The following is a 21,519-nucleotide window of genomic DNA, read 5'->3' on the forward strand; positions in this document are numbered from 1 at the left end:
CCAAAGCTTAAATGTTGCGAATTAACAGGAATGATGTTCATTTACACTTGATTGGGGATTTATGTAAAATAAAACTATGTTCTAAATAATCGATCAAAAATAGCACATACCAACATTCAAAGGACTTTCAGATGAAAATAGCGAAAGAAGAAGCTAGGAGTGAAAAATAAGATATTACTAGAGGTGGGGATATTTTCTTTTATTTAAGTAACGAAGTAGAATAGTCGGAATAAAGGTGAATTTTGTCATTATAACATAATAGAAGGGAATTAATTAGCCCAAACACTATTTGGAAGCTTGACAGCTTTAATTAGTTATTTTTTAGTGCAGTTCATTTATTTGGTTGTTTTAATTCTAAAAGATAATGCTATGGGAGCCCTTGCTCGTTTTTTTTCAAATTACTCCAATAGCAGCTCTCCTTACATAAGAATTTACTTTTCGATAGAAACCGTTGCATAAAGAAGTTGGCTTTTTAAAATAGTCCCTTGTTATCGTTTGTTGTTGATTTTCGACCAAAAGAAAAAACGCTCTATAATAAGAGCGGTTAGTTGAACTATCGAACCCCATAGTGAAGCAACAAAAAATATCGTCGAACTATAATTTTTACTGTGAACCGTAAACTCCATCTCTCCGCCTCCATATTTTTAACTAAAGTCCTAGCATCCTATCTTTTCCATAGCCGTTTTGCCACCATCCGCTCCCACCACTTCCACGGCAGCATATTTTTTAAGACAATTCCTAACTTCACGCCTTTGCCAACCGGATACCGCAATTTCGGTGAGGGTGACTTTGCCACTTGCACAATCTGTCGGATCACTTCATCCGGAGCAGGTGCCGTATCGGCAATCTGGTTGACATATTTCAAAATTGCCTCCATCTCTTTCACATAAGGAGAATTCGGATGGATCGTTACCGCTCCCAGCCCTTTTGACCAGATATCCGTTTTATAGGATCCAGGTTCAATCAAAACTACATGAACGCCATACGGCATCATCTCTAAACGCAAAGATTCGCTGAATCCTTCCACCGCAAACTTGGATGCCACATACGGTCCCATAGAAGGGAATCCGATTCGTCCGCTGATACTGCTTATATTCACAATCTTGCCGCTTCTGCGTTCCCGCATCGACGGCAAAACAGCTTTCGTTACTGCCACCAAACCGAAAAAATTCGTTTCAAATTGCCGCCGCCATTCTTCAATAGCAAGTTCCTCCGTGAAGCCACCCGCTGCATAACCTGCATTGTTCACCAACAGATCAATTCGTCCGTAACGGCGAATCACATCCTGAATCACAGTTTCCACGGTAGAAAAATCGGTTACATCCAATTGGATAATCTCAATCCGATCCGTGACACCCGCTTCTTTAGCCGCCGCTTCCAGCCGCCCTCTGTTCTTCAAGTTTCTCATTGAGGCCAGCACGCGGTAGCCTTCGCCGGCAAGTGCCACACTTGTCAGCAAGCCAAAGCCGCTTGAAGCTCCTGTAACAAATGCAACAGGTTGTTTGTCAAAAGTCTGATTCACAAGATTCCCTCCGATTAATTAATTATTTCTAGCAAATCAATGGTTATTAAAATCCGCTATATTGTTGTATAAAGAGCTCTCAAAAAGATGAAGAGTCCGCTAACCACAGTAGTGGATTCTTTTTCAACGATGGTGACTTTCAGAAGCGTTCTCCATTTGTAAAGAAAAAATACTCGTTGCGCTTGATCACGAATGCTTATTATCACACAGAATTACAGGCGGATTTCCTAAAGAAACTGTTCCTGTTCAGCCTTTTTTGGTGTTTTGCAACAGATACTTCATGTAGAATGGATGGTTAATAAGGTTTTATTTTTAACAATAATGTTCCAGCCTTCAAGCATTGTTAAAATTTTATTGCCGCTGTTTGATGAATCCGTTGGAATCTCCGTTTTCGCCAAATCGTTAATCAATGCCGTCATTATCGTTGATAGGGCATATAGCCAAAAAGTCAACCAAAATAAACCAATCGAATGGAGGAAAGCTGCTAAAATACCCCCTACAGCCCAACCGCCTAATTGAACGCATTGGCTTAAAGTTGATAGAAGGCTGTTCGCCTTCGTCAGCTTGTCATCAGGAACTAGTATCGGCAACAATGCACCGCTAGCAGGGTTTGCCCAACCATCTAAAAAACAAATAGATAGATAATATGAATGGTTTGGTCTGACATGAAATATGAAGCATAAAGTGTAATTATTAAAAGTATCATCGTTTTGCATAACTGAGAATAAACTTAGTATTCTTTTTAAGTTATATTTATCAATTATGAAAGGAGCCAATATACTACTAATTGTTCCAGAAACCATATTGATAAGAGGGACAAACGAGATGTAAAAAACGGATTGTGTTTCTTTGTAAATAATGGAGATCAGAACTAGGATATAAAAACATCACCTGCATTTGCCAACGTCTGTCCAGTCGCTAATAAGTAAAAGGACTTATTTTTCAATGAAGTAACTCCCTTTTATTTAGTTTTTTAATCGGCAAAAAAAGGGGAGTATCACATTGGCTCCACTCCTTATTAAAGATTATTTAATTATGTATTTCAGTTAATTTGCGAAATATTAATAATATTCGTTTATTTGCAGGAGGTGAGAATTCATGTCTGATATTTAGAAACATTAAACGTTTTGTCGAGAACCGTTTTGATGTGGGCAGACCAAAAATAAATTTAAGTTCCATAAAAGTAAATATAATCCACATACCAATATAAATTATCTTTCCTTATAAGGCTTGACATGGAGCCTCTGCGTGTATGAATTCTTTTGCGAAGGACGCATCACAAAAAGAGTTCGCAGAGGCAACCAGCTATCATGCACGCCACTCCATGTAAAGCTGTGTCTCTAAAATTATATTTTATGAGAAAACTGACCTGTTTTGTTTCCAGTTTAGTGCATAATTTTTATCTTGTATTTTGCATTAAACAAAAATAAAATTCAGTTGTTGGTTTGGATGTTCCAAAAGTGGAAGTCAGATTCAAGCATTTTTAGATAAGATAAAGTCGAAGTTCACAGCTTGTTTAATGCTTTTTCAACAGGTCTGTATCTTTTACTCTTTGAAACAATATATAGCCATAGCCACGAACCGATAACAAATATTTTGGTTTTTTAGGGTTATCTTCCAGCCGATTTCTAATACGATTGATGTATACATATAATTCGTCTTTGCTTACTAGTGAATGTGGCCCCCATGCATATGCAATTATTTCTTCGCTTGAAACGGGTCTGCAAATATCCTGAGCAAGACGTTCTAAAATGCGAAATTGAATTCTTGAAAAATGGATACGTAATCCTCTTTTAACTAGTACTTCTTGGCTGACGTCTAAATAACAATCTTTATCTAAGTAGATATAGTGTTGTTTGTAACCAAATTTATCCAAATGAATCGCATCCCTTTTTGAGGTATATAGAGAAAAGGGGTTTTTCTAACTTAAAATTGCAACTTATTGGCACATGAGTTTTTACTTTAACTCCTATTGATTTGAGTCTCCAGATTTATAAACATTTCATATTTAGGTATGTTTTTTTAATATCTAACATCTTTGTGCTTTAACTCTTTGTGCCGGCCATCTCATAAACAGCTCTTCTTTTGGAAATTTGTTACAAACTTCACGCCCTCTTTTTTTAAGAGTTTCAATGATCTCTTGACGTGCTCGCCAAGGAAGTTCTCCTAGTTCTTCTTGAAACCAGCCTAACCCTTGCACATAGTGCTGAACTACTTTTTCAGGCTGATAAAAAGGTGCAGGTGAGATAATCTCCTCGTGCTGTACTTGCTTAAGACCTACCCTTCTAAAGTGTTCAGGTACTTCTTCAGGATGAAACAGGAAATCTTTAGGCGGCTCTTTTCTTTTGGCAGCAAGTTCCAAAATCGGGGAAAACCATTCTTGGAAAAAAGGTACATTCAAGTTTACTTTCAGTGGATGAAAGCTCGCTATTGTTCCACCATAACGTGTGACTCTACGCATTTCTTCTAGAGCAGATTTGCAATCTGTAAAATGTAAAAAAGCAAAACCAATTACTGCATCAAAACTTTCATCTTCAAACGGTAATTCTTCTGCTTTTCCCTGATAAAATTCTACCCAATCAATGCCTAATTCTTTACGCTTCGCTTCCGCTCTTGCAATCATAGCAGGCGAAGGATCAATGGATATGACTCGGCCTTCAGGTCCAACACGGTCGGCTAATCCACCTTCAAAAGTAAGTAAGCCGTTTGCACAACCAAGTTCCAGTACTTTCATGCCTGGTTTGATCCCGGCAAAGTCGATGAAACTCCTTCTTAGCATCATAGATTCTGGCCATAGTTCCTCAGCTAACTTCTCGAAATCATCAAAAAGATTGAATTGAAAGAGATGCAGCATGTCCAAACGATGAGCAAGAAACCCAGATTCTTTTAATATTTTTTTTGTATTTTTGAGATTTTCTTGTCCTTGGTCAGTCAACTTCACATAACGGCGGCCTTCTTTGATCACAATTTGATAGTTTCCCATTAAAACACCAAGCAACAATTCATCAGATAAGTTGTAATCAATCCAAGGTCTGTGCCAACTTCCAAGTAAAAACTCTCTTTCGGGCATCAAGCCGTAATAAGCTAAAGCATTTTGGTTTTCGTAACTCGTTACGAGCCCATAAATTTGCAGGAGAGTGGCAAAATCGTATTTCTGAATAAAATTGTTGACCATTTGGATAGCTGTTTTCGCATGTTCCTCATTTACTTCTAATTGTCCTGTTTGTTCATGTGCTAATAATACTGCGGTAGATGACATGATTTCATAAAGCGCTGTTCGAAACAATCTCTCAGGGATTGGAAGGGTTCCAAAAATTTTAATTCTGTCTTTTTCAAAAATATTTGAGGCGGCGTATTCCCGTGCTTCTAAATCTAAAATTTCAAAAATTGCTGGATCAAATCGATCACCTGTTTCGATTAACCAGGGACTTATCGCTAATCTAGATTTACAAAAATCTCGAAGTTCAACTGTTAAATCTGGGAAAAAATTCACTTGCTTCTCACCTTCCTGAAACTTTTGATTAATCAGTAATTCCTCAACTTAATTTTAATTTCCAGATTGTAGACATGGCAAGTATATAATTTACATATAAATGAATTGTTTCAAAAAATAGGCTTTAGTCTGTGTAAAAAAGAACTATTTGTTTTATCTATACAGTAGATCATAAATAGGTATAAAGTCCTGGTTATCTTAATGAACTGTAAGGTTTTCGACGATAAAAATTTGATAATTTTTTATTGAAAGATAATTCTGGATTAGGGGAACAAGAGATGAAACTAATAGCGATTGATATGGATGGAACATTACTAAATGAGAATTTAGTTATTAGTAAGAAAACAGTTAAAGCAATTAAGAGGGTCCAGAGAAAAGGCCATATTGTGATCATTGCAACTGGAAGAGCTTATTTAGATGCTTTAAAGATTATTCAGGAGTCAGGACTCCGATGTCCTATTTTAAGTGTTAACGGTGCAATTCTATACAACGAGGATGGGGAACGTATTTTTGATTGTACTATGAATTGTTCGACAGTGGAACAGATTATATCGTTGCTACAAGAGGAGGATTTATATTGTGAAATTTATACTAATGTAGCAACATATCGTCTTAATGGAGGAAAGGATAAATTGTTAATTGAGCTAGATAGACTAAAAAAATCAGTACTGCAAATAAATGAAGATCATTTGTGGAATATTGCACAGAAACAGTTTCTTCAAGCGGGTGTTGTAAATATTGACAATTTCTCATCTGTTTTTGTTAACAAAGATCACAGATATTACAAAATTTTAGCTTTCTCATTTGATCAAAACAAATTGAGCAAAGTGAAATCAAAACTGAAAGCTTTGAATGGGATAGCGATTAGCGGATCTTCTGATTACAACATCGAAGTGACAAATGAGTTAGCTCAAAAAGGAGCGAGTTTAATTAAAGCTGCAGAATACTATCAAATACCTATGTCAGAAACTGTTGCGATTGGTGATAGTTATAATGACGTTTCTATGTTTAGAGTCGCTGGTGTCAGTATTGCAATGGGAAACGCTGAAGAGATAATTAAAAGCCAGTGCATGTTTACCACTAAATCAAATGATGAAGATGGAGTCGCTTACGCTTTAGATTCATTTCTGGATTTTAAAGAAGGTGAAAAAAGATGTAATTTCAACAATGTTTAGGATAATTTTATTCTGTTTAGTCTATTTTTAATTTTTAAAAAAGAGGAGGTTTTAATATGGAAAATATCCTTGCAATTAATATTAATGACATGATTGATGTTCAGGCTATTGTAGAATCATCAATTAATGTGAAAGATCCAATCATTTTTAACGTAAGTAAGGCTGCAATTAAGTTCGCTGGGCTGGAGTACTTAGTAAGCCTTTTTGAGGTAGCAAAAAAGAAGAAGCCAAATATTCTTTTGCAATTGGATCATGCAACTGAGCTTGATTATATTCAAAAGTGTGTAGAAATGGCTCCGTTTGATATTGTTATGGCAGATGGGTCAAAAAAAGATTTAGAAGAGAACATAAAATTTACAAAACAAGTGGTTGAACTTGGGAAAAAAATTGGTTTTCAAGTAGAAGGTGAAATTGGGATCGTTCCAGATAGTTTACAGGAATGGAATGAAACATGTTACACAAATGTGGAAGATGCTAAATATTTTGTTCAGGAAACGGATGTAGATTATCTAGCTGTATCAGTCGGAAATGTTCATGGCTTTGGTGAAAAGCAAAAACTCAATCAAGCATTAATAAAGGAATTATCTAAAGCTACTGGCAAGCCTCTTGTGCTGCATGGAGCTGATTTCCTTAATGATGAAGAGCTCATACAAGCTATGAAAAATGGTATCCGTAAAATAAATATTGGACCGGATATTCGTGTACCTTATTATGACACTTTAGTTAACTTTAAAGGTCATTCAAATGTGGATCATAGAAAAGCTTTATTGGACGCGAAAGAAGCAATGAAACGGGTGCTTGAACATAAATTAAAGATCGTGTATAGGGGAGAGAAAATTTCGATATGAAAATCGGCATCATTACCAGTGGTGGAGATGCGCCAGGAATGAATGCAGTTCTTTACCACTTGTGGGCAAGGCTGTCAAAAGATCATCATATCACCTTCTACAAAAATGGAGTTGCAGGATTATTTAATGGTGAAATAGTGCAGCTTACTGCAGATGATCTATACAGTAATTTACGAGCAGGAGGTACGATCATAGGTACTTCTAGAGTTAAGGATGAGGAGTTTAGAGCAAAATTGAAAACATTTGCACCCGAAATTGATGTGTTAATTGTATTAGGTGGAGATGGTTCTCTACGATATATCTGTAGAGAACTTAACCAATACGTTTCTGTCATTGGAATACCATGTACTATTGACAATGATGTGCCCGGTACCGACTATTCTATAGGTTTTGATTCAGCTTGTAATTTTTACTTAACAATGTATGATTATCTTCTAAAAACAGGAACTTCATTGAGAGAACGAATTTTTATTTTGGAAACTCTGGGAGGTTCTACGGGTTTTTTAGCAACTGCTGTTGGTAGCAGTTTAAATGCTGATATTGTTCTAATTCCCGAATTACCTTTTAAAACTATAGAAGTAGCTGCAAAATTGGAAAGAGTAGTTTGCTCAAAAGGCTTTGCAATAGCTGTAGTTAGTGAGGGGATTGAGTCGGAAAAAACAGTACATCAGTTAGAAGAGTTTTGTAATCACCGGATACGCTTTTGTAGACCAGGACATATTGCACGTGGTTGTACACCGACATTTCGGGATATAGAGATGGCACGTAGGTTTTCCGAATATGTCGAAAAAAGCATCAATGAAAGAAATTTCGGGATCTCGGTTGTTAAACAAGGCAATAATTTTTCCCATTTATCTTTTGAAACGCTTAATTTATTACCTCACAAGATCCCAGAAATAACCGAAAATGTGCAGAGAGGTGAATATAATTGAAGCACAGACTTGATAACTCTGCGTTACTTGATGTTCTTGACCCATCCGGAATGTTATCAACTATACAAAGGCTAGATGAACAATGTACCCAGGCAGTTGAAATTGGCCGAAATGCCACACTTAATTTTGATGGTTCCACCATTAGTAATGTAGTTTTTGCGGGAGTAGGTGGTTCTGCTATTGGAGGAGAGCTATTGCGTACATACTTATCTAGCAAATCTACTGTACCGCTTTTTACTTGTCGAGATTATTCCTTGCCTCGCTTCGTTAGTAAGGAAACTCTCGTATGTATTAGTAGTAATTCCGGAAATACAGAAGAACAGCTAGCTATCTATGATCAGGCAAAGGAAATCGGCGCCAAAATAGTAGTTGTTTCCGGAGGGGGAGATCTTATTAAAAAGGCACATGAAGACGGACAAGTGGTGCTTCAATATGAAGGACGGACGCCGTTAGCTCCAACGGCTAGGGCATCGATAGGGTTTCTTTTCTTCCCAATATTAATAGTTTTACAACGACTTGGGCTAATTTCAAATATTGATGATGATATTCAGGATGCTATCACAACGTTAAGTATTATGCGAAAAAAGCTAGGGAAAGATGTACCTATCGAGCAAAACAAGGCCAAGCAGCTGGCGGATTCGTTATATGGTCATGTTCCATTAATATGGGGAACTACAGGTACAACTGAAGCAATTGCAATGAGATGGAAACAGCAGTTTAACGAGAACGCAAAGTCAGCTGCTTTTTGGAACTCGTTCCCAGAACTGAATCACAATGAAATCGTTGGGTTTGAAGCTCCGGTTAATGCTGTAAAACAAATGCATATAGTTATACTACGTTCAACTAAAGACCATCCACAGGTTCAAAAAAGAATGACTATTACCCAGGATATTCTCGCAGGTCGTGTTCAAGGAATTACTGAAGTTAATCCAGTGGGCAATACCTTACTTGGAGAGATATTCTCACTACTCACTTTAGGAGATCATGTTAGTGTTTACCTTGCTTGTATGTACGGAGTTGATCCTACGCCAATCAAATATATCCGGTATTTAAAGAGAAAACACTAGTCTAGTTTGGAGGAAGTTTCATTGAAACACTGTTTGGATAATCCCGATCTTTTAAATGTTCTTGATCCACTTGGAATGATTTCTATTATTGAAAATATGGATAAACAATGCGAGCATGCCATTGAAATAGGATATGCTACTGAATTAAAAGTAGACCCAAGCAAGGTTAAGAATATTTTGTTCTCAGGAGTCGGTGGGTCGGCCATTGTTGGAGATTTGGTAAAAGATTTTATGTTGGATCTTTCCTCAACCCCTGTTTTAACTAATCGTGATTATTCTCTTCCAAAATTTGTAGGTCCTGAAACATTGGTATTTGCTATCAGCTATTCTGGAAACTCAGAGGAAACATTGAGTGTTTACAATCGAGCTAAATCAATCGGTGCCCAAATTATTACGCTTTCTTCGGGGGGACAACTGAAGAAAATGTCTGAAGAAGATGGAAATACGACTTGTATAATACCTGCCAACTTACAGCCTAGAGCAGCTATCGGGTATATGTTTTTTCCTTTGTTAGTCTTGATGGAAAGACTAGGCTTTTTGCCTTATATGCACGATCAATACACCGATGCGATTGCCACTTTGAGAAAGTTGAAAAATCAGCTTGGATTTAACATACCTTACAAACAAAATCCAGCAAAACAGGTTGCATTTGAAATTTACGGGCATGTCCCGATGTTCTTGACCAGTACGAAAAAGCTAGAATCAGTGACTCTTCGTTGGAAGCAACAAATTAATGAGAACAGTAAAGCTTTAGCATATTGGAACTCATTTCCAGAACTCAATCTTTATGAAGTTACAGGCTTAGAGATGCCGGATGAGTTCCTGAAGAATATTCATGTAATTCATCTTCTAGAAGGAAATGAATCATCTCACATACTGGAACAAATATCTAAGATTCATGAGCTCTACGACTTTTCCGTAAACAGTGTTACAAAGATTACCGCTCAAGGCAACACTAGTCTGGGGAAACTAATATCATTACTTTCGTTCAGCGATTTTGCATCAGCCTATTTGGCTATTCTATACGGATTTGATCCAACAGAGATTAAATATATTCATTATATCAAAAAGCAATTGATTACTTGACTCATATACTTGTTGTGAATGACTTTGGAGGGCCAAAGATGGAAAAAATCAAATTTGGCAACTTCGATAATAAAGTTTCTCGTATAGGCTTAGGTACTTGGGCTATCGGAGGTTGGATGTGGGGGGGAACAGATGAAACCAGATCTATACACACACTTCGCACTGCCTTCGACTTAGGAATTAATCTCGTAGATACTGCACCACAATATGGATTTGGGCTTGCAGAAGAAATTGTAGGAAGAGCCATCGCTGAACACGGTAATCGAGAAAAGCTGATTATTGCAACGAAAGTGGGCTTAGAATGGGAAAGCCCACATAAAATATGGCGTAATTCAACCCGTAAACGAATATTTCAGGAAATAGACGATAGTTTAAGACGTTTACGTACAGAATATATTGATCTTTACCAAGTTCACTGGCCAGATCCTGATACTCCTTTAGAAGAAACAGCCGAAGCTTTATACGATCTGTATGAACAAGGGAAGATTCGAGCTATTGGAGTAAGTAACTTCAATGCAGAACAAATGGAAAGATGGAGAAAAGTTGCACCTTTACATTCCAATCAGCTACAGCTCAATTTATTCCAACAGCATTTACTCAATACTGACTTTGCCTATTGCTATGAACATAAAATCGATACCATAACATATGGAACGCTGGCATATGGTTTGTTAACAGGAAAGTTCAACTCTGAAACTACATTTCCAGAAGATGATCATCGCTTTTATAAGCCAATGTTCCGCGGAGAATATTTTCTTCAATTTTTAGCTGCTGTTGATGAACTAAAAAAACTAGCTGCCTCAAGAGATAAGTCTGTTGCTCAACTGGCAGTACGATGGGCTTTACAACAAAAAGGTGTAACCATTGTCTTGTGGGGAGCTCGGCGTCCGGAACAGTTGAATGATATATTAGGAACTGAAGGATGGGAGCTCTCAAAAGAAGAGCTAGAAAAAATACAGCAGATTATAAATGAAAAAGTAACTAAGCCTTTGCCGCCGAAAAAGAATCCAGGACCACCTGCCCGTTCTTCTTTAAGATAATCATTAAGAGAACGTAAACTAGTCATCTCCTTGTGAGCTAACTAAAAGCAATTAATATGGTATAATTTCATCAACTACATAATATAACTCCATAAGAATCCTCGTTATCATGTTTTAAAGCTCATGATTGTAGGGGAGGTGATTAGGACTTTGAAACGTTTGGAGTGGGTAGCAATCTTCTCTTATTTATTAGTTGGGTTTGCGACAGTTATTTTTGGTGCTCTGTTACCAGAATTGCTTAGATTTTATGGACAAAATTATAGCGATGGCGGAAAGCTTGTTTTTTTACAATTTGCTGGCTTCTTAATTGGTGTGTTAATCACACCGTCATTGTCACAACGGTTAGGTTACTGGAAAACGATTTTATTTGCCTTCATTATTTTGTTTTTTGTCCATAGCTTGTTCTTTTTGCGCCCTCTTTGGTATCTTGTTTTAATGTTTGCGGCCTTTAACGGATTTGGATTCGGGGTGACACAAACTGCAGTCGGAACGATGCTGCTCGAATCTAAAGAAGATCAAAAGGCAGTTATAATGAGCCGGCTTGAGGTTTCGTTTGGCATTGGTGCTTTATTGATGCCAATATTATCAAGTGTTTTAATAGTAAAAGGAGCATGGTCTGCTTCATTTATGATAGTTGGTTTTTTTGCACTTATTATGACTATAATTTGGAGTCACGAATCTTTTCGGAAAGTCGATACTTTAGTTCCAACTCCTAAAAACAAGGATGGATTTCCTACGGTAAACTCTTATGATAAGAGGGCGATTTTTCGCCTTATGTTTTTCATGTGTTTCCTGTTCCTTTATGTCGGCATTGAGACAAGTATTATTAATTTTCTTCCATCTATATTAATCAAACAAATAGAGATAAGTAGTTACGTAGCAGGGCTCAGTGTTACTTTATTTTGGGTTGCTATGGTCATTGGACGAATTTTTGCTGGTGTCCTTGCTGAAAAGATTAAGTATTACCGGTTTCTTTTTTTTAGCAATTTAGGAGCTCTTATCTTTATTGCTAATATTTCTGTGGTAAAAAATACCTTGATTATTTTTCTTCTTGTTTTTCTGGTTGGACTTTTCTTGTCTGGGATTTTTTCCATAACGCTTGTTTTTGCGGATAAGGTGTTTCCTGGAACTACGAAGCGAACAACAAGTAATCTAATTGCTTCAGGCGGAATTGGGGGAGCAGTTCTTCCTTTACTCATGGGATGGAGTATGGATCGTTTAGAATCCGAGTATAGTATATGGGTTTTAATAGGATTTACATCCGTTATGTTTCTCATTCTTACTGCTATGGGTCTTTTAAAATTTAAGGATAATAAAGCCAATGAAACCGTTAATCACCAAAAACAATTGTAACAAGCGGGGTTAACCATAATAATGGGAAAGTCAAACCTTGCCAATGTCTGTTTTTTATAGCCTCTAAATGAAATTTACTTTTTTAGGTATTCGGATTACATGTTGGAATACAATTTAGGTTTAGTGTCTTCAAATGGTATTTTGTTGCACTGTTGTCTGCTTTTCATCACTTTAATAGCGAAAAATCACCTTTATTTTTCGATGATTACAAAAATTTTTTTGGTACGTTGCATACGGTTTTATATTCTCCAAAGGATTTGAGCGTCATCATTGGTGCAGGAACAAATAGTAATCCTTTTATCTTTTCCTTTAAAGAAAGGTCACAGGGATCACTAAGACTTCCTAAAACGATAAGTGGGACAATCGTGCAAGGAGAATAACTTTGGAATATTCCGCAATTGAAACCAGAGGATTATCTCCTGTACTGTTTGAGGAAGAAACCGCTTATTAACAAGCAATTATACAATTACATATAGAAGTATGCACTGAGCTGCTTTCATTTTAACAGCTTAGCATCTGTATAAGCTTAATAAGGAGCCGGCTTGACTAACACGAAATATCGGTGATGATATTTCAGGATTTACTGATCTTCGTTCTACATCACTTTTAAAACAAAAGTTCGTTCAGTTTCTACTAATATGAACGGGGCAGGTTCATTGAAGAAGGTAACCTTTAATGTGAAATAAAGGAAAATGGTGATATAATGATACGCATGTTTAAATTAGAGGACGCAGATTACATAATTAACTCACATTATAAGATATACAATAGAGAATACCAGTACGACTTGTCTTTCCGGGATTTCATTGCAGAAAGTGTGAATGGTTTTATAAAAAGGTCTGACAGCAAAGAAAATATTTGGATTTTAGAAATTGAAGGAGAGCCAAAAGGTTCAATAAGTATTAAAAAAGTGAATGACAAAGTTGCTCAGTTAGGATTATTTCTTGTTGAACCTGATCTAAGAGGTTCTGGTTATGGAAAGCAATTGTTACAAACCGCAATTGCTTTTTGTAAAGAAAAAGGCTACCAGGCTGTCATACTTTGGACAAATAGTGAACTTAAAACAGCAAGACGTATTTATGAGAAAAATGGGTTCCAACTAAAAGAGACTCGAATACGAAATTTGTCTAACAAAGAACTTATAGAAGAAAAATGGGAATTATCTATTTAGGTTAGAAAATGAATTTACTAATTCAACTGTCCCGAAAATTTGTGTTTTCATCATTTGTTGGTGTCATATCATGGCATGGAGGTCTATCATGAAAATTTCTAAACCCAAAATGGCAATACTAAACGCTCTTTGACTTAAGCCATAAGAACAGTATCGACATATATTTTATTTTCATCCTTCTGATGGGGTGAGCATAGATGCGATATGGTTGTCTCTCATGGAAGAACGAATGAACTCCCATCATCTGTGGTGAAACTTGTTTCATGTTTGGCTAAGGGAAGGGTAGTTGAAGAATTATATTGGAAGAAGGAACTTTTGGTGACAGAAACAGTTGTACCAATTACAACAGATAATTTGAAACAATGTATCGAATTTAAAGTTTTTAATAGTGAGCCTTGGAATGAAAGTTGGACGTATGAAACTGCTAAAGAAAGGCTTACGGATTTGTTTCATGCTCCTAAATTTGCGGGATTTTTTTGGAAAAACAATGAAACTCCAATTGGTTTCATAGCAGGAAACAGCAAAACAACATATCCAAGGAATAACTTTGTATTTGGAAGAATTAAGACCACCTATAAAAAGACGCTAATTAACTCCTAAATTATACTATTGTATCTTTTGCGGATTTGCCCAGATTAAATAAAGATATCCCAAGAATGCACGTTCATGCTTGTTAATTATCAAATTGGATTGCTTGACTATATCTAAGATATCCCGATTTTGATGGCATCCAATAGCTTTAACGGCAAAATTATCAAGTTTCTTTTGGAGCCAAGCCAGTGCAGGGACAGAAAATAATCCATGCTCCATAAGTAATATCTGGCCGTCTTCCTTACACCATTGATTAAAAAGATTTAGAACATGGACTGGATCTTCATAACTACATAAAGAACCCGATGATACAATGGTATCAAAGGAATTCTCAGGGAAGTTAAGACTTTCCACATCAGATATGATAAATTTAGCATTAATCCCATATTCTCTTGCTGCTTCTTTAGCTTGTTCAATCATTTGGGGGCTGAAATCTACACCTATGTACTCAATGTCTTTAGGATAAAAGGCGAAATTCATCCCCGCTCCAACAGCCACCTCTAGAGTTTTTCCTTTAACTGACTGGAAAATTTGCTTTCTCCATTTATTTTGTTCTTGTTTTTTACGTTTTTTTGCATATTTGGCAGCCTGTTTATTGAATTTTTGTATCAATTGCGTTTTCTCCATGAACCAATTACCTCCTGATCCTTATACTTATTACTACCTTTCAATACGGTATAATGAACGAATTGTTTCTATTTTTTGTTACACTCCGGGAATCGATAATGAAAATGTTCCTCCAAATGATATACAAAAGCCCGGCTTTCTTATTGTACCGGAATCTGTTTTTTGAAAAAATTTTGTTAGTATTTGTAAATCCGCGTTTTTCTGGCACTCCCTTTTATTGAGGTAACAGGTAGAGATAATGTAAAACGGCATCCCTTTTTCTCTTGTTTGGTACAAACTAGAAATCCAGAAGCAAACGGTAGCCATGATGGGGATGGAATCAATGATGCCCCGGCACCTACGCAAGCAGATATCGGAAATGTCAATTGACACCAATACGGATCGGATGTAGCCATTGAAGACAGTGATATTACATTGGTAATGCAGGCGATTCAAAATGTGGGTAAGGTATCCTTTTTTCATTATGCTAACAGACAGCATTAGTTGAAGAAGGAAAAGGTGTAATATATGGCGTAATATATCTTAAGGGTAAAATGGCTGGTTTAATTAAGCTGACTAACATTGATTGGATTGGCCGATCGTGTGAAACGACAATTGTAATTAAAGAGGGGGAATATCGCAGATAAGGATTATAAATCCGATGCTATTCGAACTTCTCTTAGAGTAGCTTTTGATACTCTAAACTTACATCAAGAAGTCTTCCTTTTATATATAAAAAACAATTTAGAATCCATTTTAGAGGAGGTTTTTAATGAGTCGATTCTTGATGAATTTATTCGGTCGGCCATCTGGTTTTTTAGGAAACATCGGTGGGAGGATTATGGCAGCTACCAATAAAGAAATCAACGAATGGACCGTGTCATTATTGGATATACGAAGCAATGATACGGTATTAGAGATTGGATTTGGTCCCGGAATCGCAGCTGAGAAGATAAGCAGCATCATTAAGGAGGGGATGTTCGTAGGAATTGACCCCTCAGAAGTAATGCTTTCACAAGCACAAAAAAGAAATGAGGCCGCTATACGGGAAGGAAGAGTAAAGCTACAGCTTGCGGCTATTGAGGATATTCCTGTGTTTAACGAAACGTTTGATAAAATCTTTTCGATCAATTCGATTATATTCTGGGAGCAACCTATTGAACGATTAAAAGAGTTACGGAATTTGCTGAAGCCAAACGGGCTGATTGCAATTACACTCCAGCCTCGCTCCAAGGGTGCAACTAATGAAATGGCACGCCAAGAAGGGGAAAAATTAGTACAGTATCTCAAAGCGGCAGGGTTCACATCAATTCGACTTGAAGTGAAAAAAATGAAGCCGGTTTCAGCTGTATGTGCTATCGGTGTTAATCCATCGAGTGGCAAATAGTTTTATTTCCTTGGTCTTAGTGAAAATCCAGCTATAACTCACTCAATAATAAATTAGCTTTTCTAAGAAGTAAGAAACTAATTAAACAAAATGTGAATTAAATTGTTCCTTGATTGACATTTTATTTCTTACACAATCGAGAATTGTTTCTGCAATATGTTGAATTAGAAATGTGGGGGGTGTCCCAAAAGCAATCATTTTTGGGACACCCTCTTTTACTTTTACATATGCATATGATGGGAATGGTTGCCGCCAATCGATGGGTCGAGCATTCCAAAAATCATGGCAATATGGGCTACTACTAAAAATATACCAACGAAAGTGGAATGATATTTCAATTTTTGTTCCTCGCTCCATCTTCGCCCGACTATGCCTAAATCGATTAGACTTAATCCCAATAATGGAAGGACTCCCATTAAATAAAATCCTACTGCAATGATATCAATCCATCCGCGCCATTCCCCATTCAATGTAAATGGAATGACGGCATTGACAAATAAGTAAATAAAAATTCCTAAAAAATAGACACCAGCAAGGATACTGCATATTTTGTTGACTTTACGGATCATTCCATCGAAACGTCGAGTAAAAAGAATGGCTAGTTCCGTTATCGCGATCGTTTCGGCAAGAGCAACGGGAATAGCCATAAATAAAATCAAATTCCAAGGTTGATTCACTGCTAACAGTTCCATGTAATGCGTCATGTTCATCCAATCACCCCCTGTATTTGTTTACACATCTACTAACATTAATCACAATTTGTGCATTTTCTTTGGAAATTTTAAGAATGATTTGTGACAAGATTCACTGAATATAATTTTCTTTTGCCGCAGACGTAAATGAATAAATATATGATGAAGCAACGAGAAGCAGTGATATTGGTGTGATTACCTCCTAGATGCCCCGTATTAAACAACTTGGATATGGACGGCGGCTGCCTTGGTGGTGCCATCATACGTTCAAGCATGATATGTAGGGTTCACTTAATTAAGAACTTCGTAAACAAATGAAAGAGGATGGTTTCATTTGTTTGGTCCAAGATTGTATTAAAATTATTATTACATGGAAAGAAAGCAGTAATGGCAGGTGATGATAATCAATTATCCTTGAAAGTATTAGAATGGATTTTATACGAAATTCATTAACGAGGCAGCACTAGTTCGAAAAAGGGTTAAAACAATTTGTTTAGAATATATTTCTTATAAATTTTTGTGTTGGGGGGAGATTGGCAAAACATTGGAGTGAGGAAGAACAGATTCATCTGCTTAACTTCATTCCTTCTTACCGTCTTAGCTATGTATTTTGGATGAAGTGCAGAATGTTTTTAAGTTGGAATTTGTACTGCGTATGTGGAGAATGATGTTTCACTAACGAGAGGCGTTAAATAAAAGCAAGGCAATGTTTGAATGGCGGTAAGTCATAAATTTGTAACAACAATGCCTTAATAACAACATGCTGAGTCTTGAAATGTCTCCTGTATTTTCCCAAATGGAAGTACAAGTGCTGCGGAACATTGCCCGAATGTTTGGTTACGATGAACAGAGTGGGGGAGTAATGATAAGCGGCGGAAGTCTTGCAAATTTACAAGCTCTTGCAGTGGCGCGTAATCACTGCTTTTCAGTTAAAGAGGAAGGATTAACTAGGTTAATGGAACAACCAGTTATCTTGGCTTCAGAAGCTAGCCACACTTCCCTTCATAAAGCTGCAATGTTACTTGGTTTAGGAACATCTAGTGTAATCGCGGTTAAAACTAATCAAAATTCTCAGATGGATACTTCAGATTTAGAGAAAAAGATTAATAAAATGATTGAAGAAGGAAAAGCAGGAGGGATTTGATGACTAGTGATTTAGAAAGATCCAAGGTGATTCAACTCTTTGAGTATTAGTATTTATTGGCAGTAAAAAGTGAGGAAAAAGCCGTTCCTTATTATTAACTTTTTCATATATTTGGATTGTTTTATTGTTAAAATCAACCTTCTCCCGCTTCAAATCAACAACTTCCTGTCTGTGCATTCCAGTCGCAGCAAGCAATTAAAAAGCAGATGATATCGCCAGCTTTAACATGGTGTATTGCAATGAGTTCTTTGGATGCCTACGAGGGAAGATGGTGTACCTTCTATATGTGCTGTATTAGCAGGTATATAGTGTCCTCCGTAAGGGACACTTTGGACATCCCTATATGGCTACTTCTCTTGTTGAACAGAGGAGGGCGGCTTGTTTCCTTTGAGCAACAACGGCCAAAGGAAACAAGCAAGAATCCCCCACTTCCATCGTCCATTAGCCGGTAAGTGGAGGTAGTTCAATCCTTTTTGTACAGGAGGTATTTGAATAATTAATGCGTTCCTAAAAACCCGTACATAAATAGAAAAGTAAAGATAAAGGTTAATACGGCACCTAGTATTGTTTGATTAAGTATGTTTCCATTACTGTGTAAATTTTTTAAAAAGCTTGTTAAATTTAAAAACCACAAAACACCTATTATTGGTAAAACAAGTAAGTATATATATTCTATTTAAAGAACTCCCTTTTACTTGTTAAGTATAGATTAATACAAAAGTTATTAAAATATTTTAATTTTTATTCTTTTCTCTAACAAGATAACAAATGTAGGAAGTATAAGATCTACTAATAAGTTAGTGTTAAAGCGTAAGAAGCAGTATCTACTGAAGATGGAAGAAGAACAGTTTATTATTCCAGAGTAGGGGAGCGATAACAATGTAGGGCGCGGATTTTAAAGGAAAATCAAAAATCAAGTGTCACCAAAGCTCGAATATGAATTAGCTGAAAATCAAGCTGATCTTGGAATCAGTATACTTCCTGAAATGTTTTTGTTTCGTGTATCAAATATTTGTAGTACGAGATCTTTATCATAACCATAGGGATGGCGGCAATATTTCTGAAAAAAATCTCTTCAGCTGTCAAAAAGTCATTTCCCCTGTATTTATTACTGATAAGGACTAAGGACGGTTTCATTAGTGATCACATTTTTTAGTGAAAAGAGAGGAGAAGTAAAATGATAAAAGGGCAAGTGAAAATGGAAAAAACAAAACAGGTAATGGAAGTTCAAAAAGAGCAGATAAGACAATTTTCTTCATATTGCAAATGAGATTGTTGAACTATCTTTTATCTTTCTCCTTGTCGCATATGTCGAACGAAATGAATCAGCAGGTTAGTCGTGCTTTATAACAAAGAACGATTCCAAAGGAAGAACAACCTTTCCCCGATATTCCACCGGAGAAAGGTTGTATAGACTTTTTTATTTTGTCTATTTGTCTACTTGACAGAGATAAGACCGGTCCTTGTTTCTTTATCTTTTTAGATGTTCTATAAGCTCTAACAAATTTGTAAATGTATAGTTAGGAGTAACATCAAGAAAGTCCATTACGTTGTTCGTGCGATTGATCCACGCGGTTTGAAAACCAAATTTGCTTGCTCCAGCAATATCCCAAGTATTCGAGGATAAAAACAATACTTCCTCTCGATTTACGTTCAGTCGGCTTACCGCATGTTGATAAGCTAATGGTGAAGGCTTGTATTGTTTTACTTCATCAACACTAATGATGTAATCAAAATACTTTCCCAGCCCTGTATTGTCCAACAAAGGAAGCAGCATATCAGGAGAACCGTTTGAAAAGACGACGAGTGTTTCGTCTTTTAACGCTTGTAACACTTCTTCTACCTCTGGATAAGGGGATAAGAAATGATAAGCGTTTAATAAATCTTCCGCTGTTTCATTGGTTAAAGAAACTTGTAATGATTCACACGCAAATTGCAGTGCCTGTTTCGTAACTTCATGAAACGGAATATACGCGCCCATCAGTTGCCGCAAGAAACAATATTCCAATTGCTTTTGCCGCCATAATCGGCTTATGTAATCGCTATGATCTGCAAAATATTTAGAGCATGCCTTCGAAACGGAGTAAACATCAAATAATGTACCATAAACGTCAAATATATATGCCTTATACTTCATTTCAACATCCCTCCGTTAATCTTGTTTGTAAATTAAATTACTGCCTCTAAAGAATCACAATAGTTAAAATAATAACGGTGGAAAAGATTTATATTGAAATTAGGATGAAATATTAACTAACTTAACAAGTGAATATCCTTCTTTAGGTTAATAGTCATAGTCACTCTTTCAGCAGGGAATAATGAAACATTGTTGATTTACGCACAACGTTATTATAGAAAGCTCGCTTGGAAAATATTCACCAAAATTTTATAAAAAACAGTAAATAATTAGTGATAAAAGCTCGCTGCATAATGACAGCGAGCTTTTATGATGCTTTTGCCCAATTGACTTCTAATTCAATTCCAGCAGCTTTTAAGGTTGTAAATACCGGACAACGTTGATCCGTGATCTTTTGCAACTCATTTACTCGTTCTTGTGTTTCCGATGTTTTTACTTTCGCATGAATGAGCACTTTTTCAAAATACGGTTTCACATTCGGATCTCCCATAAACCCTCTCGGATCAAGAATTCCAGTAATATCAAATTCAATTCCTTGAAGATCAAAATTGATTTCTTTTGCGACAAGGTTCGCAATCACATTCTCACATCCAGCCAATGCAGAAAGGAGAGTGGATAATGGGTTGGCTCCTTCATCTTTACCGCCCATATTTACTGGTTCATCAACGATGACTGTATGCTTTCCCGCTTTTGCCACTGTTTGTATTCCGTTTGTTTCAGCCGTAATATGAATTTTCATTTTATTTTCCATTTTTATCCCTCCTTATTTTATTTACGCTGTTAGTATACTTATTTTATGGATGTGTTTCTGTAATCTATCTTACATATTCCACTACATGAAAGCTGTAATGCTTCTTACAGAATGACTGTTGTGTGCAACCTTTATAAAAAAATTGGTGAACTTGATTTGTTCAGCAAAATAGATATTGGACTGATTTGCTGATTCATTTCTTACTCGATATGTCTGATCATGAAAAAAGAAAGCTCTACGATCTCGTTCTATATTTTTGACCCTCCATTATCTTTTTCCCATTTCGCTTACCTTCTTCTCTCTTTCGTTACTGATAAAATTTTATCCCCAACCAAAACATCCTCGCCGGCAATTAACACTGGTGTAACGATGTTCTGGATCTTTTCTTTTAGCTCTTTTGCAGCGGTATGATTTTTTAATATGTTGATTTCTTGAAAGGGAATTTGTTCTTTTATTAAATGTGTGCGTGCTTGCTGGCATTTATGACATCCATCTATAATGTAAAGAATGTAATTCATTCATAA

The 21,519-nt window shown here is 36.4% G+C and carries 20 protein-coding genes; 11 read left to right on the forward strand and 9 right to left on the reverse strand.

Translation table 11 applies throughout. From position 1 onward, the window contains the following. Window positions 1–664: 664 nt before the first annotated feature. The 4 genes from MWM02_RS09330 to MWM02_RS09345 form a co-directional block, all read right to left on the reverse strand. Window positions 665–1,522, reverse strand: coding sequence for an oxidoreductase (locus tag MWM02_RS09330; RefSeq protein WP_244403530.1), 858 nt, complete (start codon window positions 1,520–1,522; stop codon window positions 665–667). A gap of 278 nt (window positions 1,523–1,800) precedes the next feature. Further along, window positions 1,801–2,238: an MFS transporter gene (locus MWM02_RS09335; RefSeq protein ID WP_157778171.1), complete on the reverse strand. Its 438-nt coding sequence runs from the start codon at window positions 2,236–2,238 to the stop codon at window positions 1,801–1,803. Window positions 2,239–3,038: 800 nt separating this feature from the next. Beyond that, window positions 3,039–3,398, reverse strand: coding sequence for a winged helix-turn-helix domain-containing protein (locus tag MWM02_RS09340; RefSeq protein ID WP_157778172.1), 360 nt, complete (start codon window positions 3,396–3,398; stop codon window positions 3,039–3,041). A gap of 153 nt (window positions 3,399–3,551) precedes the next feature. Continuing rightward, a complete protein-coding gene (locus MWM02_RS09345; RefSeq protein WP_244403531.1) occupies window positions 3,552–5,015 on the reverse strand; it encodes a class I SAM-dependent methyltransferase in 1,464 nt (487 codons plus the stop codon). 278 nt (window positions 5,016–5,293) lie between these two features. On the opposite strand from MWM02_RS09345, the gene MWM02_RS09350 reads away from it, so the two are divergent. From MWM02_RS09350 to MWM02_RS09390, 9 genes are all read left to right on the forward strand, one after another. Continuing rightward, window positions 5,294–6,190: a Cof-type HAD-IIB family hydrolase gene (locus MWM02_RS09350; protein ID WP_244403532.1), complete on the forward strand. Its 897-nt coding sequence runs from the start codon at window positions 5,294–5,296 to the stop codon at window positions 6,188–6,190. 56 nt (window positions 6,191–6,246) lie between these two features. Continuing rightward, a complete protein-coding gene (locus MWM02_RS09355; protein ID WP_244403533.1) occupies window positions 6,247–7,038 on the forward strand; it encodes a class II fructose-bisphosphate aldolase in 792 nt (263 codons plus the stop codon). Then, window positions 7,035–7,970, forward strand: a complete 936-nt coding sequence (locus MWM02_RS09360) for a 6-phosphofructokinase (RefSeq protein ID WP_244403534.1) — start codon at window positions 7,035–7,037, stop codon at window positions 7,968–7,970. The genes MWM02_RS09355 and MWM02_RS09360 overlap by 4 nt, the downstream gene beginning before the upstream one ends. Then, window positions 7,967–9,037 (forward strand): bifunctional phosphoglucose/phosphomannose isomerase, encoded by a 1,071-nt coding sequence (locus MWM02_RS09365; RefSeq protein ID WP_081260321.1) that lies wholly within the window; start codon window positions 7,967–7,969, stop codon window positions 9,035–9,037. Before MWM02_RS09360 ends, MWM02_RS09365 begins: the two co-directional genes overlap by 4 nt. Before the next feature lie 21 nt (window positions 9,038–9,058). After that, complete coding sequence (locus MWM02_RS09370; RefSeq protein WP_244403535.1) at window positions 9,059–10,123, forward strand: bifunctional phosphoglucose/phosphomannose isomerase; 1,065 nt, start codon at window positions 9,059–9,061, stop codon at window positions 10,121–10,123. Between the two features lie 38 nt (window positions 10,124–10,161). Beyond that, the gene (locus tag MWM02_RS09375; RefSeq protein ID WP_244403536.1) at window positions 10,162–11,163 is read left to right on the forward strand and encodes an aldo/keto reductase; all 1,002 of its coding nucleotides are present in this window, start codon (window positions 10,162–10,164) and stop codon (window positions 11,161–11,163) included. Between the two features lie 150 nt (window positions 11,164–11,313). Continuing rightward, window positions 11,314–12,516, forward strand: a complete 1,203-nt coding sequence (locus tag MWM02_RS09380; RefSeq protein ID WP_244403537.1) for an MFS transporter — start codon at window positions 11,314–11,316, stop codon at window positions 12,514–12,516. A gap of 703 nt (window positions 12,517–13,219) precedes the next feature. Continuing rightward, window positions 13,220–13,687 (forward strand): GNAT family N-acetyltransferase, encoded by a 468-nt coding sequence (locus MWM02_RS09385; protein WP_244403538.1) that lies wholly within the window; start codon window positions 13,220–13,222, stop codon window positions 13,685–13,687. A 318-nt stretch (window positions 13,688–14,005) separates the two neighbouring features. Then, on the forward strand, window positions 14,006–14,287 hold the full coding sequence (locus tag MWM02_RS09390) for a hypothetical protein (RefSeq protein ID WP_244403539.1): 282 nt from the start codon (window positions 14,006–14,008) through the stop codon (window positions 14,285–14,287). Between the two features lie 6 nt (window positions 14,288–14,293). Here MWM02_RS09390 and MWM02_RS09395 read toward each other — a convergent pair whose 3' ends face one another. After that, window positions 14,294–14,905 (reverse strand): class I SAM-dependent methyltransferase, encoded by a 612-nt coding sequence (locus MWM02_RS09395; RefSeq protein WP_244403540.1) that lies wholly within the window; start codon window positions 14,903–14,905, stop codon window positions 14,294–14,296. Between the two features lie 751 nt (window positions 14,906–15,656). Between MWM02_RS09395 and MWM02_RS09400 the strand changes: the two genes are divergently transcribed. Continuing rightward, entirely contained in the window at window positions 15,657–16,271 is a 615-nt protein-coding gene (locus MWM02_RS09400; RefSeq protein WP_244403541.1) for a class I SAM-dependent methyltransferase, read from the forward strand. Window positions 16,272–16,492: 221 nt separating this feature from the next. Here the strand turns inward: MWM02_RS09400 and MWM02_RS09405 are convergent, their stop codons facing one another. Beyond that, entirely contained in the window at window positions 16,493–16,981 is a 489-nt protein-coding gene (locus MWM02_RS09405) for a DUF6803 family protein (protein ID WP_064551939.1), read from the reverse strand. A gap of 778 nt (window positions 16,982–17,759) precedes the next feature. On the opposite strand from MWM02_RS09405, the gene MWM02_RS09410 reads away from it, so the two are divergent. After that, window positions 17,760–18,107, forward strand: a complete 348-nt coding sequence (locus MWM02_RS09410) for a pyridoxal-dependent decarboxylase (RefSeq protein WP_232509576.1) — start codon at window positions 17,760–17,762, stop codon at window positions 18,105–18,107. 1,471 nt (window positions 18,108–19,578) lie between these two features. On the opposite strand, the gene MWM02_RS09420 is transcribed toward MWM02_RS09410, so the two are convergent. The 3 genes from MWM02_RS09420 to MWM02_RS09430 form a co-directional block, all read right to left on the reverse strand. Continuing rightward, on the reverse strand, window positions 19,579–20,244 hold the full coding sequence (locus MWM02_RS09420) for a haloacid dehalogenase type II (RefSeq protein WP_064551941.1): 666 nt from the start codon (window positions 20,242–20,244) through the stop codon (window positions 19,579–19,581). 307 nt (window positions 20,245–20,551) lie between these two features. Then, complete coding sequence (locus tag MWM02_RS09425; RefSeq protein ID WP_064551942.1) at window positions 20,552–20,995, reverse strand: OsmC family protein; 444 nt, start codon at window positions 20,993–20,995, stop codon at window positions 20,552–20,554. A gap of 287 nt (window positions 20,996–21,282) precedes the next feature. After that, entirely contained in the window at window positions 21,283–21,513 is a 231-nt protein-coding gene (locus MWM02_RS09430) for a glutaredoxin family protein (protein WP_064551943.1), read from the reverse strand. Window positions 21,514–21,519 lie beyond the last annotated feature (6 nt).

Origin of the sequence: Parageobacillus sp. KH3-4 (assembly GCF_022846435.1) — a bacterium.
GTDB classification, from domain to species: Bacteria; Bacillota; Bacilli; order Bacillales; family Anoxybacillaceae; genus Parageobacillus; species Parageobacillus thermoglucosidasius_A.

Bases quoted from the DNA above. Each gene is read 5' to 3' on its own strand.
- MWM02_RS09335 (WP_157778171.1), bottom strand. From the start codon at position 2,238: ATGCAAAACGATGATACTTTTAATAATTACACTTTATGCTTCATATTT.
- MWM02_RS09350 (WP_244403532.1), top strand. From the start codon at position 5,294: ATGAAACTAATAGCGATTGATATGGATGGAACATTACTAAATGAGAAT.
- MWM02_RS09355 (WP_244403533.1), top strand. From the start codon at position 6,247: ATGGAAAATATCCTTGCAATTAATATTAATGACATGATTGATGTTCAG.
- MWM02_RS09360 (WP_244403534.1), top strand. From the start codon at position 7,035: ATGAAAATCGGCATCATTACCAGTGGTGGAGATGCGCCAGGAATGAAT.
- MWM02_RS09375 (WP_244403536.1), top strand. From the start codon at position 10,162: ATGGAAAAAATCAAATTTGGCAACTTCGATAATAAAGTTTCTCGTATA.
- MWM02_RS09385 (WP_244403538.1), top strand. From the start codon at position 13,220: ATGATACGCATGTTTAAATTAGAGGACGCAGATTACATAATTAACTCA.
- MWM02_RS09395 (WP_244403540.1), bottom strand. From the start codon at position 14,905: ATGGAGAAAACGCAATTGATACAAAAATTCAATAAACAGGCTGCCAAA.
- MWM02_RS09400 (WP_244403541.1), top strand. From the start codon at position 15,657: ATGAGTCGATTCTTGATGAATTTATTCGGTCGGCCATCTGGTTTTTTA.
- MWM02_RS09405 (WP_064551939.1), bottom strand. From the start codon at position 16,981: ATGAACATGACGCATTACATGGAACTGTTAGCAGTGAATCAACCTTGG.
- MWM02_RS09410 (WP_232509576.1), top strand. From the start codon at position 17,760: ATGGAAGTACAAGTGCTGCGGAACATTGCCCGAATGTTTGGTTACGAT.
- MWM02_RS09420 (WP_064551941.1), bottom strand. From the start codon at position 20,244: ATGAAGTATAAGGCATATATATTTGACGTTTATGGTACATTATTTGAT.
- MWM02_RS09425 (WP_064551942.1), bottom strand. From the start codon at position 20,995: ATGGAAAATAAAATGAAAATTCATATTACGGCTGAAACAAACGGAATA.
- MWM02_RS09430 (WP_064551943.1), bottom strand. From the start codon at position 21,513: ATGAATTACATTCTTTACATTATAGATGGATGTCATAAATGCCAGCAA.